The organism is Limnohabitans sp. 2KL-17 (assembly GCF_003063415.1).
Lineage (GTDB): Bacteria > Pseudomonadota > Gammaproteobacteria > Burkholderiales > Burkholderiaceae_C > Limnohabitans_A.
This window is the reverse complement of sequence record NZ_NESK01000027.1, coordinates 38,654-55,358: the sequence shown is the minus strand read 5'-3', so window position 1 is coordinate 55,358 and position 16,705 is coordinate 38,654. Positions and strand designations below refer to the sequence as shown.

17 protein-coding genes and 1 pseudogene are annotated in these 16,705 nt (G+C 56.5%); 4 read left to right on the top strand and 14 right to left on the bottom strand.

What is annotated here, in order from left to right; translation table 11 throughout:
• Nucleotides 1–271, top strand: a 271-nt coding sequence (locus B9Z45_RS13585; protein WP_146180911.1) for a transposase, incomplete at its 5' end; no start/stop codon positions are given.
• A gap of 145 nt (nt 272–416) precedes the next feature.
• Here the strand turns inward: B9Z45_RS13585 and hemN are convergent.
• Nucleotides 417–1,484 (bottom strand): annotated as a pseudogene (gene hemN, locus B9Z45_RS13580) (oxygen-independent coproporphyrinogen III oxidase); the annotation flags it as partial.
• Between the two features lie 198 nt (nt 1,485–1,682).
• Here hemN and fnr point away from each other — a divergent pair.
• A complete protein-coding gene (fnr, locus tag B9Z45_RS13575; protein WP_108407756.1) occupies nt 1,683–2,405 on the top strand; it encodes a fumarate/nitrate reduction transcriptional regulator Fnr in 723 nt (240 codons plus the stop codon).
• 59 nt (nt 2,406–2,464) lie between these two features.
• Here the strand turns inward: fnr and B9Z45_RS13570 are convergent, their stop codons facing one another.
• From B9Z45_RS13570 to B9Z45_RS13530, 9 genes are all read right to left on the bottom strand, one after another.
• Entirely contained in the window at nt 2,465–2,761 is a 297-nt protein-coding gene (locus tag B9Z45_RS13570; protein ID WP_108407755.1) for a hypothetical protein, read from the bottom strand.
• Nucleotides 2,762–2,781: 20 nt separating this feature from the next.
• On the bottom strand, nt 2,782–3,057 hold the full coding sequence (locus B9Z45_RS13565) for a nitrogen fixation protein FixH (RefSeq protein WP_108407754.1): 276 nt from the start codon (nt 3,055–3,057) through the stop codon (nt 2,782–2,784).
• A 21-nt stretch (nt 3,058–3,078) separates the two neighbouring features.
• Nucleotides 3,079–4,461, bottom strand: a complete 1,383-nt coding sequence (gene ccoG, locus B9Z45_RS13560; protein WP_199221909.1) for a cytochrome c oxidase accessory protein CcoG — start codon at nt 4,459–4,461, stop codon at nt 3,079–3,081.
• Nucleotides 4,462–4,617: 156 nt separating this feature from the next.
• Complete coding sequence (gene ccoP / locus B9Z45_RS13555) at nt 4,618–5,535, bottom strand: cytochrome-c oxidase, cbb3-type subunit III (RefSeq protein WP_108407752.1); 918 nt, start codon at nt 5,533–5,535, stop codon at nt 4,618–4,620.
• 37 nt (nt 5,536–5,572) lie between these two features.
• The gene (locus tag B9Z45_RS13550; RefSeq protein ID WP_108407751.1) at nt 5,573–5,713 is read right to left on the bottom strand and encodes a cbb3-type cytochrome c oxidase subunit 3; all 141 of its coding nucleotides are present in this window, start codon (nt 5,711–5,713) and stop codon (nt 5,573–5,575) included.
• A 12-nt stretch (nt 5,714–5,725) separates the two neighbouring features.
• Nucleotides 5,726–6,352 (bottom strand): cytochrome-c oxidase, cbb3-type subunit II, encoded by a 627-nt coding sequence (gene ccoO, locus B9Z45_RS13545; protein WP_108407750.1) that lies wholly within the window; start codon nt 6,350–6,352, stop codon nt 5,726–5,728.
• Nucleotides 6,353–6,365: 13 nt separating this feature from the next.
• Nucleotides 6,366–7,802, bottom strand: coding sequence for a cytochrome-c oxidase, cbb3-type subunit I (ccoN, locus tag B9Z45_RS13540; RefSeq protein ID WP_108407749.1), 1,437 nt, complete (start codon nt 7,800–7,802; stop codon nt 6,366–6,368).
• 71 nt (nt 7,803–7,873) lie between these two features.
• Nucleotides 7,874–8,011 carry a cbb3-type cytochrome oxidase assembly protein CcoS gene (ccoS, locus tag B9Z45_RS13535; RefSeq protein ID WP_019428923.1) on the bottom strand — a complete coding sequence of 46 codons (138 nt, stop codon included), beginning with the start codon at nt 8,009–8,011 and terminating at the stop codon, nt 7,874–7,876.
• A gap of 49 nt (nt 8,012–8,060) precedes the next feature.
• Nucleotides 8,061–10,415: a heavy metal translocating P-type ATPase gene (locus tag B9Z45_RS13530; RefSeq protein ID WP_370445844.1), complete on the bottom strand. Its 2,355-nt coding sequence runs from the start codon at nt 10,413–10,415 to the stop codon at nt 8,061–8,063.
• Between the two features lie 106 nt (nt 10,416–10,521).
• Here B9Z45_RS13530 and B9Z45_RS13525 point away from each other — a divergent pair, with 106 nt between their 5' ends.
• Nucleotides 10,522–10,965 carry a universal stress protein gene (locus B9Z45_RS13525; protein WP_108407748.1) on the top strand — a complete coding sequence of 148 codons (444 nt, stop codon included), beginning with the start codon at nt 10,522–10,524 and terminating at the stop codon, nt 10,963–10,965.
• Between the two features lie 37 nt (nt 10,966–11,002).
• Here B9Z45_RS13525 and B9Z45_RS13520 read toward each other — a convergent pair whose 3' ends face one another.
• The 3 genes from B9Z45_RS13520 to B9Z45_RS13510 form a co-directional block, all read right to left on the bottom strand.
• Nucleotides 11,003–12,562, bottom strand: a complete 1,560-nt coding sequence (locus B9Z45_RS13520; protein WP_108407747.1) for a malonyl-CoA synthase — start codon at nt 12,560–12,562, stop codon at nt 11,003–11,005.
• Nucleotides 12,563–12,624: 62 nt separating this feature from the next.
• A complete protein-coding gene (locus B9Z45_RS13515) occupies nt 12,625–13,620 on the bottom strand; it encodes a tripartite tricarboxylate transporter substrate binding protein (protein WP_108407746.1) in 996 nt (331 codons plus the stop codon).
• Nucleotides 13,621–13,900: 280 nt separating this feature from the next.
• The gene (locus B9Z45_RS13510; RefSeq protein ID WP_108407745.1) at nt 13,901–15,211 is read right to left on the bottom strand and encodes a D-amino acid dehydrogenase; all 1,311 of its coding nucleotides are present in this window, start codon (nt 15,209–15,211) and stop codon (nt 13,901–13,903) included.
• 126 nt (nt 15,212–15,337) lie between these two features.
• On the opposite strand from B9Z45_RS13510, the gene B9Z45_RS13505 reads away from it, so the two are divergent.
• On the top strand, nt 15,338–15,805 hold the full coding sequence (locus B9Z45_RS13505; RefSeq protein WP_108407744.1) for a winged helix-turn-helix transcriptional regulator: 468 nt from the start codon (nt 15,338–15,340) through the stop codon (nt 15,803–15,805).
• A gap of 21 nt (nt 15,806–15,826) precedes the next feature.
• Here B9Z45_RS13505 and lgt read toward each other — a convergent pair whose 3' ends face one another.
• A complete protein-coding gene (gene lgt, locus B9Z45_RS13500) occupies nt 15,827–16,624 on the bottom strand; it encodes a prolipoprotein diacylglyceryl transferase (RefSeq protein ID WP_108407743.1) in 798 nt (265 codons plus the stop codon).
• Nucleotides 16,625–16,705 lie beyond the last annotated feature (81 nt).

Below are 16,705 nucleotides of genomic sequence, written 5' to 3'. Positions count from 1 at the left end.
GAAGGCACTGATCGCATCCAAGGCACCACATGCGAACGACTTCACCAACCAGCGGGTGCGCAAGGGAGGTGAGGTTGACCCGGCCCTGCGCTCGAAGAATCGCAACAAGTCCAAGGTACGCGCCCGGGTGGAGCACGTCTTCGCAGTGGTCAAGCGGCTGTGGGGCTTCACCAAGGTGCGCTATCGCGGCCTGGCCAAGAACGCCACGCGCTCGTTCGTGGCCTTGGGTCTGGCCAACATCTACTTAGCGCGTGGACGCCGCATGGCATGAGTGCGTCTTCAGAGCGCGCAATGCGCGTGTCTGGCGTGAAAAGGCCAGAAATACGGGCCGAAATTGGGCCGCTTCGCCCATCACATCTCGCATCATGCAATCAACTAGCAACATATCGCTGAATTCGGTGGCTTGTTCAGCGTAGCCCTAGGTCGAGAAGATCGACGTACTCTTCCATGGTTTTGGCATTCTGGCTGTAAGTGGTGCCAATGCGGCCAATCGAGGAAACCCCCAAAGCGATGAGGTCGCAATCGGCTTGGGTGCTATAGCCCTGAAAATTACGGTGCAAACGCCCTTGCCTTTTAGCCACTGCCAATGTGTCTTCGGGCAAGGCGAAATGGTCCATGCCAATGTAAACGTAGCCAGCAACGGTCAAGCTTTCCAGCGAGCGAGACAGCATGACCACCTTGTCACTGCCGGAAGGCAGATCTTCGGCATGAATACGGCGCTGTGGCTTGAAACGTTCAGGCAGATGCGCGTAAGCATACAAAGCTATTCGGTCCGGTCGCAAGCTGTTGACCAGAGACAAAGTGCGATCAAAGGATTCAGGTGTTTGTAAGGGCAAGCCGTAAATCAGATCCAGGTTGACCGACTCAAAACCCAGGCGACGCGCCGCCTCGACCAATTGAAAGACCTGCTCGGCTGGCTGGATGCGATGAACCGCCTTTTGCACAGCCGGGTCAAAGTCCTGCACGCCAAAACTCAAACGGTTGAACCCCAACTCAGCCAACATGGCCAGACGGTTTTCGTCCACGGTGCGGGGGTCTACCTCCACCGAATATTCACCACCGGGCACAAAATCAAAGTTTTGACGCAACATCGTCATCAGTTGGCGCAGTTCGTCATCGCTCATGAAGGTTGGCGTGCCACCGCCTAGATGCAGCTGGCTAACTGTTTGGCCTGGACCCAGATGCCGCGTGTGCAGTGCCACTTCCTTGCTCAGGTAGCGCAAATAATCGGCCGATCGCTCTTTGTGTTTGGTGATGATTTTGTTACAGGCGCAGTAGTAGCAGAGCGACTCACAAAACGGGATGTGCACATACAAGGACAGCGGCAATTGTTTGCCCACCCTGCCCGACTGACGCTGATCCAGGGCCTGCGCGTAGTCGGCCGCACCGAAAGCGTCAACAAAACGGTCTGCTGTTGGGTAAGAGGTGTACCTCGGGCCTGGCTCATCGAAGCGGGTCAACAATTCAGGTGTGATGTCGGACAAGTGGCTGCCCCTTGATTCAAATGTGTGCAAGCAACGTTTCACTGTGACAGTTTGCTTTTGCATGCGTGTTGACCCAAGTCAAAAGGAATACTTGTTTTTGGTGATTTGCCGCATCGAAAGGGTAAGCCCCCAACTTATGGCATTTTTTCGGTTTAAGCTCAAGGCTTGATCCAAGGCAAATCCTCCATGAGATAAACCATGAATCCCCAAGCCATCAAAGTCGCCTGCTCCAATTGCAACCTGCGCGAGTTGTGCATGCCCATGGGCCTGAGCGAACAGGACCTGAACCGTCTCGATGATTTGGTCGCTGTGCGGCGCAAAATAAAGCGGGGAACCACCTTGTTCACGAACGGAGAAAAATTCTCCTCGCTCTACGCCATACGTACTGGTTTTTTCAAAACTTGTCTGGCCACTGAAGATGGGCGCGATCAAGTGACGGGTTTCCAGATGGCAGGCGAGATCATTGGCTTGGACGGTATCGTGAATGACCAGCACAGTTGTGATGCCGTAGCGCTCGAGGACGCCGAGGTCTGCGTGATGCCTTTTGACCGCATTGAAGAAATTTCACGTGAAGTGACAGCGCTACAGCACCACGTGCACAAGATCATGAGCCGCGAAATCGTACGAGAGCACGGGGTCATGCTGCTGCTGGGGAGCATGCGGGCAGAAGAAAGACTGGCAGCCTTTTTGCTCAATTTGGTGCAACGTCTGCACGCTCGTGGTTTTTCACAGTCAGAGTTGATCCTGCGCATGACCCGCGAAGAAATTGGCAGCTACCTGGGATTGAAGCTGGAAACCGTCAGCCGGACGTTCTCCAAATTTGTCGAGGACGGTACCGTCGAGGTCAAGCAAAGACATGTTCGCATTTTGGACACCGACGCCCTGCAGCGCTTGGTGACTAATCACAACCACTGCCATTGAAGCCCAGTCATTTGCCACTGCACTGGCCCAATGGCATGCGCGAATCTGTGCGTTTCAGTTCAACAGCGACCATCTCCTTGGCGCGCACAGTCGATGGGCCTTTCGTCAGTGGGCACAGGGCAACGGTTGACCTCAAAGGGTGACACCGATAACAGCGCTGTCAGCCCACTAGACAGCATGGTCAAAATCCAAAAAGCAAAAAAAGCCAGCGTGTAAACGCCTTGGCGAGACATAGCCAATGGGTGGCCAAACCACTGCAAGTCCTGCGGATCGACCAGTCCGAAGACCAGCATCTCCAGCAAACCTGCCACCAAAAAAGCAGGCCATGCGACCCACATCATTCTTTTTGCCAACATGTTGGTCTCCTCGAAACCACTCAAGGTTTTTTATTGGAATCGGGTGATGGCAACGTGCCCGTTGCTGCATGGTTTCTGGCCTGCATGGCGGGCGCCAAAGTGGTACGGGCATCGAGAGTTTTCAGGTCGGCTTCGACATTGGACTGGGTCAACACCGGGTCTTGCCCATGAGCAGCCAAGTAAAACGTGATGAAAGAAGCCACCACCACGACCAGCGGACCCGAGATCACGAGCCAGACATGACCGTATGACCACCAGGGCTGCTTTGTTGATTTTGAATCGGTTGAATTTGACATGCACAAGCCTTTGTAAAAGAATCAACGAGGCACCAGAAAGACCGATTTTTCCTGAAGCTCTGACAGCACCTGTCCACCCTCATTCACCGAATGAATTGTGAACACAATCGGGTGTGAACCAGCGGGTGCCGAATCGTAAGGCAACTGCAAACGCACCAAAACCCACAGCGATTCAGTCGATGCAACCCGCACGTCGCGCGCTGTGACAAGAGACAAATTGGGCAGCCCTTGAACATTCAATCGGAAATCAAGCGGTCTTTCGGCGGCATTCATGATTTGCAGGCGGTAAACATTTTCGATATTGCCGCCGCTCACGATTCGGGCAAGGGACGCACGGTCTCGCTCCACATCGACCTTGAACGGTTTGCGCAAACCAAGACTGGTCAGCAGGGCTGCGACCACCACCAGCAAAATAATAATGTAAAGCAGCACCCGAGGCCGAAACACATGGCGCATGGTTTGTTCTGACGTCCAGTGATTCTTCATGGCATTTTCGGTGGAATATTTGACCAGGCCACGCGGATAGCCCACTTTGTCCATCACGGTATCGCACACGTCGGCACAGGCACCGCAACCAATGCATTCGTATTGCAAGCCTTGGCGAATGTCGATGCCGGTTGGACACACCTGAACGCACAGACTGCAGTCCACGCAGGAGCCCAGCCCGAGCGCGGCCGGATCGGATTTTTTGGATCGCGCACCCCGGGGTTCACCACGCTCTGCATCGTAGGTGACGATCAAGGTGTCCTTGTCGAACATGGCGCTTTGAAATCGCGCATAGGGGCACATGTATTTGCAGACTTGCTCGCGCATGAAGCCGGCGTTGCCGTAGGTGGCAAAGGCGTAAAAGAACACCCAAAACACTTCCCATGAGCTCATGTTGCCCAGAAAAAACGACATGCCCAAATCATGGATGGGCGTGAAATAGCCCACAAAGGTGAAGCCCGTCCACATGGAAATGGTCAGCCAAACGATGTGCTTGTACCACTTCTTGAACAGTTTTTCGGTCGACATGTTGGCGTCATCGAGCTTGATGCGGGCTGTGCGATCCCCCTCGATCTTGCGCTCAACCCACATGAAAATTTCGCTGTACACCGTTTGTGGACAGGCATACCCGCACCACAAGCGACCGGCAACGGCCGTGAACAGGAAAAGTGAAAATGCCGAGATCACCAGGATCGCGGTCAGGTAAATGAAGTCCTGCGGGTACAGGACCAAACCAAAAATATAAAAACGCCGAGCGCCCAAGTCAAAAAGCACGGCTTGGCGTTGGCCCCATTCAAGCCAAGGCAAGCCGTAAAAAACCAGTTGTGTGATGACCACCATGATCCAGCGCCATTTGGCAAAAATGCCATGCACGCTGCGAGGGTAAATTTTTTGGGTCGCCTCGTAAAGCGACCTCATCTGCACCTCATCCGCAACACCAGGCGCACCGACCACAGGGACAATGGGCACGATCTTGCGAGGCGTTTTTTCCTGGGGGTCCAAAATGATTTGCTTTCAATGCACAGGACGCCCAACAAGGGCGTCCGGACTCAGTGACTCTGTTCACCTGTCGCCTTATTTGCCGGTGGGCACTGCCTTGTTCGACAAGGCCCAAACATAAGACGCCAGCACATGGATCTGGCCTTCGGTTAATTTGTCTGCCTGGGACGGCATTTGGTTGACCTTGCCGTTGTTGATCATGTTCACGATGGCGTTCTCTCCCCAGCCATGCAGCCAGATGTCGTCGGTCAGGTTGGGGGCACCCAGCGCGTGATTGCCTTTGCCGTCCATGCCATGGCAAGCCGCGCAGACACCGAACTTGGGCTTGCCCAAAGAAGCACGCAAAGAGTCGTGTGGACTGCCCGAAAGGCTGAGCACATAGTGCGCCACGTTGCGAATGTCTTCGGGTGAGCCAACCGCGGCGCCTAAGGCCGGCATGTTGCCGTTGCGACCTTGGACCAGTGTGGCCTTGATGATCTCGGGGGTACCACCGTAAAGCCAATCAGCGTCCGCCAGATTCGGGAAGCCTTTACTACCGCGGGCGTCCGAACCATGGCACTGGGCGCAATTGTTCATGAACAATCGATTGCCGATGGCTTGTGCCTGAGGGTCTTTGGACACATCTTCAGGGGACATGCCCGAAAACTTGGCATACAAAGGGGCCACTTCGGCATTGGCCTTGGCCACCTCTGCATCGTATTGACCCGCGGATGTCCAGCCAAACTTTCCAGGAAGATTGCCAACGCCCGGGTACATGGCCAGATAAACCAGCGCAAACACAATGGTGATGACAAACAGACCCACCCACCAACGTGGCAAGGGGTTGTTCATCTCGCGCAGGTCGCCGTCCCATACGTGGCCAGTGGTGTTGTCATTGGCGGTCATAGCCTTTGCTTTTCCGCTGAACCAGAGCAGGATCAGGCAGGCGATGATGCTGACCAGCGTGATGCCGGCCACATACAAGTGCCAGAAATTGCTGATGAAGCCACTCATTTTTTATTCCTTTGATTTTTTATGTGCTGAGGACAATTCAGTCATCCTGCCGAAAAGGCAGCTGTGCGGCTTCGTCAAAGTCGGCACGGTTGCGCCGAGACAAAGCCCACCACACGATGGCCAGGAAAATGGCAAAGGTCACAACAGTCACGATAGAGCGCAAGGTATTGATGTCCATGTTCTGCTCCGTTTATTTGCGATGAATGCCCATGCCTTGCAAGTAGGCAATGACCGCGTCCATTTCGGTCTTGCCCTTGACGTCTTCTGAGGCTTTGGCAATTTCTTCATCGCTGTAGGGCGCGCCCAGAGTGCGCAAGCCTTTCATGTGCGTCGGCAAACTGGCGGCGTCCACAGGGGTTTTTTCAAGCCAGGAATAGGCGGGCATGTTGGATTCCGGCACCAGGTCACGCGGGTTATTCAGGTGGATGCGGTGCCATTCATCGCTGTAGCGACCGCCCACACGCGCCAAATCTGGACCGGTGCGTTTGGAGCCCCACTGGAAGGGGTGGTCATACACAAACTCACCCGCTACCGAATAAGCGCCATAGCGCAATGTTTCGGCTCGGAAGGGGCGGATCATCTGCGAGTGACAGTTGTAGCAACCTTCACGCACATAAACATCGCGCCCGGCCACTTGCAGCGCGTTGTAAGGCTTGAGGCCTGCCAGTGGCTGGGTGGTGGACTTCTGGAAGAACAAGGGCACGATCTCGACCATGCCGCCAACCAGCAACACAACCAGGATCAGCACGATCATCAGGAAGTTGTTGGTCTCGATTTTTTCATGGGACAGACCGCCCGTTTTTGGATTTTGAGACATTTTCTATTTCTCCTCAGGCGTGGGCTGCCAGCATGGGAATCTGAACCTCGACGGAGCGACCCTGAGTCGCTGTCTTGAACACGTTCCACAACATCACGCACATGCCGCCCAGGTACAACAAGCCGCCAACCAGACGCAACACATAGAACGGGAAAGTGGCTTTCACCGACTCGACAAATGTGTAAGTCAAGGTGCCATCCGCATTGACTGCACGCCACATGAGGCCTTGCATCACACCGGCAATCCACATCGCCGCGATGTAAATCACGATGCCGATGGTGGCGGTCCAGAAGTGCAGTTCAATGGCTTTGACGCTGTACATCTTTTTCTGGCCGAACAAGCGGGGAATCAGGTAATACATCGAGCCCATGGTCACCAGACCCACCCAACCCAAGGCGCCGGAGTGCACGTGGCCCACGGTCCAGTCGGTGTAATGGGACAAGGCGTTGACGGTCTTGATGGACATCATCGGACCTTCGAAGGTCGACATACCGTAGAAAGACAGGGAAACGATCAGGAAACGCAAGATCGGATCGTCTCGCAGTTTGTGCCATGCGCCTGAGAGGGTCATGATGCCGTTGATCATGCCGCCCCAGCTGGGCGCCAACAGAATCAACGAGAAAACCATGCCGATCGACTGTGTCCAATCTGGCAAGGCGGTGTAGTGCAAGTGGTGGGGACCCGCCCACATGTAAGTGAAGATCAGCGCCCAGAAGTGCACGATCGACAGCCGATACGAGTACACGGGGCGCTCAGCCTGCTTGGGAATGAAGTAATACATCATGCCCAGGAAGCCTGCGGTCAGAAAGAAGCCTACTGCGTTGTGGCCGTACCACCACTGAACCATGGCGTCTTGCACACCGGCGTAAGCCGAATAAGACTTCATCATGCCCACGGGCAGCGCAGCGCTGTTGACCAGGTGCAACAAGGCCACGGCAATGATGAAAGCGCCAAAGAACCAATTGGCCACATAGATGTGCCGAACCTTGCGTGTGCCGATGGTGCCAAAGAAAACAATGGCAAACGAGACCCACACCAAGGTGATCAGGATATCAATTGGCCACTCCAGCTCTGCGTACTCCTTGCCACTGGTGTAACCCAAAGGCAAGGTGATGGCTGCCATCAAGATAACGAGCTGCCAACCCCAAAAGGTGAAAGCAGCCAGTTTGTCGTTGAACAAACGGACGTTGCAGGTGCGCTGCACCACGTAATAGGCTGAAGCGAACAAACCGCAACCACCAAATGCAAAAATTACCGCATTGGTGTGCAGTGGGCGTAAACGGCCATAACTGAGCCATGGAATGCCCAGGTTCAACTCGGGCCACGCAAGTTGGGCCGCGATGATCACGCCAACCAGCATGCCCACCACACCCCAAACCACCGTCATGATGGCGAACTGCCGTACAACCGTATCGTTGTACGAGGTCGCCTGCATATTGGCAAATTTCATTTTCACCTCTTCTTGTTTTCAAACCAATGAAGAAGTTTGACGGGATATACACCGAGGCCAATTGATCAATATCAATCGTTTCGCAATATTCGTTCGCCTTCTGCCTCAATGTCCTCAAATTGCCCCCGGTGAATGGCCCACCAGAGCCCCGCCAAGATGAAAAACACCAAAGCCACTGACAAAGGGATCAATAAATAAAGAATGTCCATGGCGTGCTCCAGATGTCGAATTGCTGAGTTTGGACGTCAGTGTTGGGGTTTATTTCAAAGCAGCGATGTCGTCTTGCGCCAAGCGCATGGCATTGAGCACCACCAGCAGTGAACTGAGTGCCATGCCCAGACCGGCAGCCCAAGCGGGCAACCAGCCCACCAATGCCAAGGGCACACAAGCAGCGTTGTAAACAGCTGCCCAGACCAGGTTCTGTTTGACAATTCGCAAGGTCTGACGGCTTCGCAACACGGTGCTCACCAGTACCCCCAACTGCCCGCCCATCAACACAAAGTCGGCTTTTGACTGCGCCAGGGGCAAAGCCTGACCCAGAGCAAAAGACACATCAGCACCTGCTAGCACAGGGCCATCGTTCAAGCCGTCGCCCACCATGGCCACTCGGTGGCCTTGCGCCTGGTATTTTTTCAGGGCTTGCAATTTATCTTGCGGCTGGCAGTGGCCCATGGCGTCGGAAATTCCAACAAATTGGGCCACCTTGCTCACAGCGGTTTGGCCGTCCCCCGACAAAATTTTCAGGGATAAGCCCATGTTTTTCAGTGCGTTGACGACGGCCAATGCCTCGGGGCGAACCTCTTCTGCCAGTTCAAACGTGGCCATCCAGCCTTGGTCGTCGGCAAGGCTGACTTGTAAATGTGGTCCACCGGGTATTGGCGACTCACAATAAACAGCGGATCCCAGTCGCAAGTTCATCGCAACTTGACCGGGCGCCTGCAACACACCACGAACGCCCTGTCCGGCCTGTTCAGATACACCCTGCGCCACCAAGGCGTCCAGGTCAGGCAAGCGACCCGCAGCTTCGGCCTGACGCCGCGCCTGCGACCACAAGGCTCTGGACACCGGGTGCAAAGAGTGACGCGCCAAGCCAGAGGCCCACGCCAGGGCTTTGTCAGCCTCCACGCCCACACGGGTATGGACATGAACCACCTCAAAGGCGTCCCGTGTCAAGGTGCCTGTTTTGTCAAAAATAACAGTGTCGATGCTCGCCAGGTTTTGCAAGGCTTCCAGTCGACGCACCAGCACGCCTCCACGCGCCAATGCGCCCGCAGTGGCCAGCATCGCAGCGGGTGTGGCCAAGGACAAGGCACATGGACATGTCACGATCAGAACAGCCACGCCCACCATCAAGGCATGGGCTGGATCGGTGCGCCAACCGTAAATGACGGCTGCCAAAGATGCCAGCAAAACGGCAAGCAAAAAGGGCTTGGCCCAACGGTCCACCAGCAAGGCCATGGCAGGCTTGGACACCGAGGCGCTTTCCATCAAAGCCACGATCTGGGCATAACGGGTGGCAGCCCCTAGCTGTTCAATGCGTACTTCCAGGGTGCCGCTCAGGTTGTAACTGCCTGCGATGACCCGGTCACCCACTCGACGAACCAGGGGCAGCGACTCTCCGGTGAGCAATGCCTCATCCACCTGGGTTTGCCCTGCAAGCACCAGACCATCCCCCGCAAAGGCTTCGCCAGGCAAGACCTTGATCACATCGCCCACAGTCAGGCCGCGTATGGAGATGCGCTCCCATTCGCCATCCGATCGGCGCTTGCGCACGCTGTCGGGCAAGCGATTGAGAACCGCTTCCAGTGCGCCTGCCGTGCGGTCTCGCAATCGCAACTCAAGCCATCGGCCCATGAGCAAAAAGAAAACGAACATGGTGAGTGAGTCGAAATAGACTTCTCTGCCAAAGGGCCCCTCCGGCTCAAAAGTGGCCAGGCTGCTGACTGCAAAAGTCACCACCATGCCCAGTGCCACGGGTGAATCCATGCTGATCTGACGCTCACGTAAATCTCGCCATGCATTGCCCAAAAATGGGGCGCAAGAAAAAAACATCACCGGCAAGGACAACACCCAGGATGCCCAGCGGAGCAAATGCATGGCTTCAGCGGAGATCTCACCTGGCGCAGAGAGGTAGGCCGGTGTGGCGTACATCATCACCTGCATCATGCACATGGCCGCCACGGACAAACGCCAGACCATGCGGCGCGACTCCTGTCGGCGTCGTTCGTGGGCATGCGCATCGTTGGCGGGCACTGCCTTGTAGCCAATGCGCTCGACCGACTGCATCCATTCAGAGGGCCTCGTTTGCTGTGGTGACCAGACCACCTGTCCCCGATGGCTGGCTGAGCTGATCTGGACTTCGCGTACGCCCGGTACAGCCCGCAATGCGTCTTCAAGGGAGATGGCGCAGGCAGCGCAATGCATGCCTTCAAACACCACACTGGAGCGCAAACAATCGGGCACGGTTTGATCGGGCAAGCTGAACTCATCCCATGCTTCGGGTGTGTCCAGCAATTTCAGGCCCTCGGCGTCCTGGTTTGGCAGAACCATCAACCTGTCGATGGGGGCAACAGTTGTTGGTGTCAGGGTTGGCAAAACATTGACGTGTGTCATGTTCAAAGCATACGGCAGGTGAACAAATGAAAGCTTGACGTGCATCAATTGAAGAGGCCCGCCCCTCTTTTATGCTGGGTCACTTTCCATCAATCAGGAGCACTCCATGTACCAACGCATTCTCGTGGCCACCGACGGTTCCACTTTGTCCAAAAAAGCGGTGACGAGTGCCATCGCGCTTGCTGCGACTTGCGGAGCAGAATTGGTCGCTCTCAAGGTGGTGCCGCGCTACCCTCAAGCCTATTTTGAAGGCAGCATTCCCTTGTCGGCTGAAGAGATCTCACGCGTTGAAAAGCAATGGAATGAATCGGCCATGGTGCAACTGAGTGCTATTGAAAAGGCTGCCAAGGCCAAAGGTGTAGTGGCCAAGGCGATGACAGTGAAATCAGATGTCATCTCGGACGCCATCATTGCAGCTGCAAAAAAACAGAAGGCCGACCTGATTGTCATGGCCTCGCATGGTCGCAAAGGCATCAAACGCTTGCTCTTGGGCAGCGAAACCCAGCAAGTATTGACGCATTCGCAGGTTCCCGTCCTGGTATTGCGCTGATCCGACGATCTGTGCACCTTGGCGGGGCGCTCAGATCCTAAAACAGCCCCTTGTATTGCTCGCGGAGCAGGTTCTTTTGCACCTTGCCCATGGTGTTGCGCGGCAACTCGGCCACGACAAAGCAACGCTTGGGGATCTTGAAGTTCGCCAGATTTGCCTTTAGCTCGGCCAAGATCGCTTCAGGCTTGAGGGCTGTCCCGAGCTTGGCAATGACCACAGCTACGCCGACCTCGCCAAAGTCAGGGTGCTGGACGCCCACCACCGCGCTTTCAGACACACCCTTCATCTCGTTGATGTAGCCCTCAATCTCTGCGGGGTACACGTTGTAGCCACCGCTGATGATGAGGTCTTTGCTGCGCCCCACGATCGTCACGTAGCCACGTTCGTCAACCTTGCCCACGTCGCCCGTCTTGAAATAACCATCCACGGTGAACTCTTCGGCCGTTTTCTCAGGCATGCGCCAGTAGCCCTTGAAAACATTGGGCCCTTTGACCTGAATGCCCCCAATCTCGCCAACAGGCAGCTTGCGCCCGTCTTCTCCAATCACTTGCAGCGAGACGTCTGGCAAAGGAAAACCCACTGTGCCTCCACGTCTTTCGGACTGGTTGGCATAACGCTTGTCTGCGGCGTAGGGGTTGGAGGTCAGCATGGCTGTTTCGCTCATGCCATAACGCTCCAATATCGTGTGCCCCGTGCGTTGCTGCCATTCAGTGAAGGTTTCAATCAACAAAGGCGCTGAGCCTGCGATGAACAGGCGCATGTTCTGGGTGGCAGCCTTGGTCAAGGACGGCTCTGACAGCATGCGCACATACAGTGTAGGCACGCCCATGAACACAGTGGCCTTGGCCATGTGGGCAATGACGCGCTTGGGGTCAAATTTGGCCATCCAGATCATCTTGCTGCCATTGATCAATGCGCCATGGATGGCCACAAACAGGCCGTGCACATGGAATATAGGCAGTGCGTGGATGAGCACATCGCCACGGCCATCAGGCCCTCCGGTTGACGTCCAGCCCCAATAATCCTTGAGTGTGCGGGCGTTGCTGAGCATGTTGCCGTGCGTGAGCATGGCGCCCTTGCTGCGGCCCGTGGTGCCACTGGTGTACAAAATGGCGGCCAGGTCATCGGCTTTTCGAATGGCTGCCTGGTGCTGGTCGCTTTGATGCGCAGCGCGCTCAAGCAAACTGCCGGTTCGGTCATCGTTCAGAGTGAACACGTGTTGTGTTCCCGCCTTGAACGCAATCTTGCTGACCCAGCCGAAGTTGGCCCCGCTGCACACCACAACCGCAGGTTCGGCGTTGCCGATGAAATACTCAATTTCGGCACTTTGGTACGCCGTGTTGAGTGGTAGAAAAACATAGCCAGCTCGCAAAGTGGCCAAGTAAAGGACCATGGCCTCCACCGATTTTTCGACCTGTACCGCCACCCTGCTTCCGTCGGGCAGATTGAGCGAATGCAACAAATTGGCCACCATGGCCGTGGCACGGTCGAGGTCTCTCCAACTGTATTTGAGACCATCATCTGTCTCGATGGCCACCGCATTTAGATCGGCAGGAAAAGCAGCCCGTAGGGCTGAAAACAGGTTGTCGTTGGTCATGGTCTCAAAATACAAACGTGGGAAAGGGCCCGCTTACAGGCCCTTGAAATGGCCCAAAAAACTCAATCCAGTTTGGCGCCGGATGACTTGACAACCTGGGACCACTTGGCCAGTTCTTTTTTGATGAAGGCATCAAATTGGGTGGTGGTCAGATTGGGGAACTCAGCGCCTTGTGAGGCCCAAACGGCTTTGGCTTCATCGGTCAGGCAAGAGCGGCGAATTTCATCAATGGCACGAGCCTGCGCATCTGCAGGCGTACCTTTGGGTGCCCAGACACCGTACCAAGTGGACACGGTGTAGTCAGGCAAGCCCAGTTCTGCCGAGCAGGGCACGTCCGGAAAAGCGGCATTGCGCTTGGCACCTGAGACCATCAGGGCCTTGATGCGGCCCCCTTTGATGTGCGCTGCAGATGAGCCCAAACCATCAAACATCATGTCCACGTTACCTGCAATCAGGTCTTGCAAAGCAGGGCCAGCCCCACGGTAGGGAATGTGCGTGATGAAAGTTTTGGTTTGAAGCTTGAACAACTCACCTGCCAGATGGTGGGACGTCCCGCCTCCAGCGGAGCCATAGTTCAAACGCCCTGGGTTCTTCTTGACAAATTCAAGAAACGCTTTGAAGTCAGGGGCATCCACCTTCTTGGGGTTGACCACCACCACTTGGGGCACGTTAGCTACCAGGATGAGTGGAATCAGGTCACGCTCCAAGTCGTAATCCAGCTTAGGGTACATGCTCGGTGCAATGGTGTGGTGCACGGCACCCATGAAGAGGTTGTAGCCATCAGGCGCTGACTTGGCCGCGATGCCGGCACCCAAAGTGCCGCCTGCACCACCCCGGTTGTCGATGATCAGTTGCTTGCCGGTTAATTTGGAAAATTGGGCCGACATCGGCCGCGCAAACGCGTCGGTACCACCTCCGGCGGGAAAAGGCACTACCAAGGTCACAGGCTTGGAAGGCCAAGTGCTTTGGGCATGAGCCCACACAGGCATCGTCCCGGCCAGGGCGGCCATGGCTTTGATGAAATCCCGGCGTTGGCCCGATGGCATGCAGTCTGTCATGGCGTGTCTCCTTTTTTTATATGGGTTTGTGCATCATAAAGTCTTTGGCAGCGAACCATCTCTGGCAAAAACAATCAACATTCGGCCTTGCTCCCTTGGCCAGTCCCATTAAAAGTAACAAGGGTGACACCTGAACTGGACAGGAAACCCCGCAAAAAGCGCCCCGGCGCTGATTGGCAAGCCGCAAGGGAGATCCAGTTTCACTGCGGGCGGCTACGGCCAATGAAGCGGTGCGTGGGGCAACTGGTTGCAAAAGCGGCCAGAGCAAAACTCAAATGGCTCAGGCTGGCGCCAACGCTCTCAGGCGGCTTTGGTTGCCACGTTTACCGTAACGACCCATGTCGAGCCCTTCGTTGCGGATGGCCGGCTGGCGACCCGAGATCAGATCGGCCAGCAGCTGCGCACTGCCGCAGGCCATGGTCCAGCCCAATGTGCCGTGACCCGTATTGAGGTAAAGCCCACGCAGCGGCGTTGCGCCCACCAGTGGCGTGCCATCCGGCGTCATGGGGCGCAGTCCAGTCCAGAACTGGGCCTGCGTCAGATCACCACCCGGAAAAAGTTCACGCGTGACCTTCTCGAGCGTGGCACGGCGGCGTGGGTTCAGACGCAGATCAAAGCCAGCCAGCTCGGCCATGCCCCCGACACGCAGACGATCACCGAGGCGGGTCAGTGCAATCTTGTAGGTCTCGTCCAGCACGGTGGACTGGGGTGCGAGCGAGGCATCGCACAACGGCATGGTGAGTGAGTAGCCCTTGACTGGGTAAACCGGAATGTCCAGTCCGAGCGGCAGCAACAAGTCACGGGAATAGCTGCCGGCTGCCAGCACCACCACGTCCGCTAGCAGCAGCTCGCTCTCGCCACCAGCCGCACTGGCCAGCCGTACCCCTGTGATGCGTTGGCCGTCGCCCTCCAGCGCCTGCACGTTGCAAGTGCTGCGCAGTCTCATCCCTTGAGCGCAGGCGCGATCTGCCAGCTGGCGGGTGAACAGGTGGCAATCGCCTGTTTCGTCGTTGGGCAGGCGCAGACCGCCTCGGATCGGTGCACTGGCGTGTGCCAACGCTGGCTCCGCCCCCACCACCCCGGCAGCATCCAGCAGCTCAAACGGCACACCACACTCCTGCAGCACGGCCACATCGCGGGCAGCGGCGTCGAGTTGGGCCTGGCTGCGAAACAGCTGCAAAGTGCCCTGACTGCGGGCTTCGTAGTCAATGCCGGTTTCTGCACGCCAGGCGCGCAAGCAGTCCCGGCTGTACTCGGACAGGCGCATCATGCGCTCCTTGTTGACGGCATAGCGGCTGGCTGTGCAATTGGCCAGCATGGCCGCCATCCAGCGCCACTGGAAAAGGGTGCCGTCGGGACGGATGGCCAGCGGGGCATGGGACTGGAACAACCAACCTAAGGCCTTGAGCGGAACGCCTGGGGCAGCCCAAGGCGTCGAATAACCGGGCGACACCTGACCCGCATTGGCAAAGCTCGTCTCGAGTGCCACACCATTTTGGCGATCCACCAGCGTGACCTGTGCCCCCTGGCGCAGCAGCGCCCAGGCAGTGCTCACCCCAATCACGCCTCCACCCAACACGACAACTTTCATGACAGACCCCTATTGACTTGAGATCCGGTGATGTTATGGATTCAAAGCAGAATAATTTCTCGAATTAATGTTTAATAGCAGCAATTTCAACTGTTTAAAGGCCTTATTTCAGGCCTTCACCGCAATATGTCCGAACCTGACCGCATTGACCTCAAAATCCTGGATCTGCTGCAACGCAACGGTCGGATGTCAGTCACCGAAGTGGGCGAACAGGTGGGCCTGTCCACATCCCCCTGTTCGGAGCGCATCAAGCGGCTCGAACGGCAGGGCTTGATCACCGGTTACCACGCCCGGGTGAATGCGGCGAAGCTGGGCAAGCCGCTGCTGGTCTTCATCGAGATCACACTGTCACAAAAATCACCGCAGGTCTTTGAAACCGTGCGCCGTGAGGTGGGTCTGATGCCCGATGTGCTCGAGTGCCACCTGGTCTCGGGCAGCTTCGATTACCTGGTCAAGGCGCGGCTGCGCGCCATGAGCGATTACCGCGAACTGCTGGGCACCATCCTCAACAAAATCCCGGTGCCTGCACAGTCCAACAGCTATGTGGTGATGGAAGAAATCAAGGAGAGCACGGTCCTGCCACTTGACCGTTGAAACCCGCCTGACGATCAGAGCTTAGGGCGTCCGGCGTCCGCACCACAGCCACAGCAGTGCGCCGCCCGCGATCATTGGTACACACAGCCACTGCCCCATGCTCATGCCCAGGCTCAAGAGGCCCAGGTGCGAATCAGGCTCACGGAAGAACTCGGCCACAAATCGGAACACGCCATAGCCGAACAAGAAAGCAAACGCCACCTGCCCTTGTGACCGAGGCTTGCGCGCATAGAACCACAACAGCACGAACAACAGCACACCTTCGAGCAAAAACTGGTAGACCTGCGATGGATGGCGCGGCGCATCACCCGCCCCCCTGAACACCATGCCCCATGGCAGAGCTGGATCCGCCAAGCGCCCCCACAATTCGCCGTTGATGAAGTTGCCAACGCGCCCAGCGGCCAAACCTGTGGGCACGCAAGGTGCCACAAAATCCATGACCTGCAAAAACGGGCGATGGCGCGTGCTGGCAAACCAGACCATGGCAGCCATCACGCCCAGCATGCCACCATGGAAACTCATGCCGCCTTGCCAGATGGCAAAAATCTCCAGGGGATTCGACAGGTAATAAGCGGGTTTGTAAAACAGGCAGTACCCCACGCGCCCGCCCAGAATCACGCCCAAGACGCCCAGAAACAGGATATCTTCAACATCGCGTTTTTGCCATTGCGGCAAGTTTTTGAAGGGCGCATGGCCCAGACGCCGCACGCCCAGCCAAAAAAACAGGCCAAACGCGGCCAAATAGGTCAGGCCATACCAGTGGATGGCCAAGGGCCCCAATTGCAGGGCGACGGGGTCGATTTGAGGATGAATCAGCATGCCCGGATTGTGCACCGGCCATGCGCCAAAGTGGACAAAGGCTGTCGCTGTCGCCCGTTAGAATCTCTCGACCTTCTTTTG

Coding starts and splice junctions, on each gene's coding strand:
- B9Z45_RS13525 (WP_108407748.1), top strand. CDS start 10,522: ATGTACCAACGCATTCTCGTGGCCACCGACGGTTCCACTTTGTCCAAA.
- B9Z45_RS13515 (WP_108407746.1), bottom strand. CDS start 13,620: ATGACAGACTGCATGCCATCGGGCCAACGCCGGGATTTCATCAAAGCC.
- B9Z45_RS13505 (WP_108407744.1), top strand. CDS start 15,338: ATGTCCGAACCTGACCGCATTGACCTCAAAATCCTGGATCTGCTGCAA.
- B9Z45_RS13520 (WP_108407747.1), bottom strand. CDS start 12,562: ATGACCAACGACAACCTGTTTTCAGCCCTACGGGCTGCTTTTCCTGCC.
- ccoP (WP_108407752.1), bottom strand. CDS start 5,535: ATGAGTGGCTTCATCAGCAATTTCTGGCACTTGTATGTGGCCGGCATC.
- ccoN (WP_108407749.1), bottom strand. CDS start 7,802: ATGAAATTTGCCAATATGCAGGCGACCTCGTACAACGATACGGTTGTA.
- lgt (WP_108407743.1), bottom strand. CDS start 16,624: ATGCTGATTCATCCTCAAATCGACCCCGTCGCCCTGCAATTGGGGCCC.
- ccoG (WP_199221909.1), bottom strand. CDS start 4,461: ATGAGGTCGCTTTACGAGGCGACCCAAAAAATTTACCCTCGCAGCGTG.
- B9Z45_RS13550 (WP_108407751.1), bottom strand. CDS start 5,713: ATGGACATCAATACCTTGCGCTCTATCGTGACTGTTGTGACCTTTGCC.
- B9Z45_RS13510 (WP_108407745.1), bottom strand. CDS start 15,211: ATGAAAGTTGTCGTGTTGGGTGGAGGCGTGATTGGGGTGAGCACTGCC.
- fnr (WP_108407756.1), top strand. CDS start 1,683: ATGAATCCCCAAGCCATCAAAGTCGCCTGCTCCAATTGCAACCTGCGC.
- B9Z45_RS13565 (WP_108407754.1), bottom strand. CDS start 3,057: ATGTCAAATTCAACCGATTCAAAATCAACAAAGCAGCCCTGGTGGTCA.
- B9Z45_RS13570 (WP_108407755.1), bottom strand. CDS start 2,761: ATGTTGGCAAAAAGAATGATGTGGGTCGCATGGCCTGCTTTTTTGGTG.
- ccoS (WP_019428923.1), bottom strand. CDS start 8,011: ATGGACATTCTTTATTTATTGATCCCTTTGTCAGTGGCTTTGGTGTTT.
- ccoO (WP_108407750.1), bottom strand. CDS start 6,352: ATGTCTCAAAATCCAAAAACGGGCGGTCTGTCCCATGAAAAAATCGAG.
- B9Z45_RS13530 (WP_370445844.1), bottom strand. CDS start 10,415: ATGACACACGTCAATGTTTTGCCAACCCTGACACCAACAACTGTTGCC.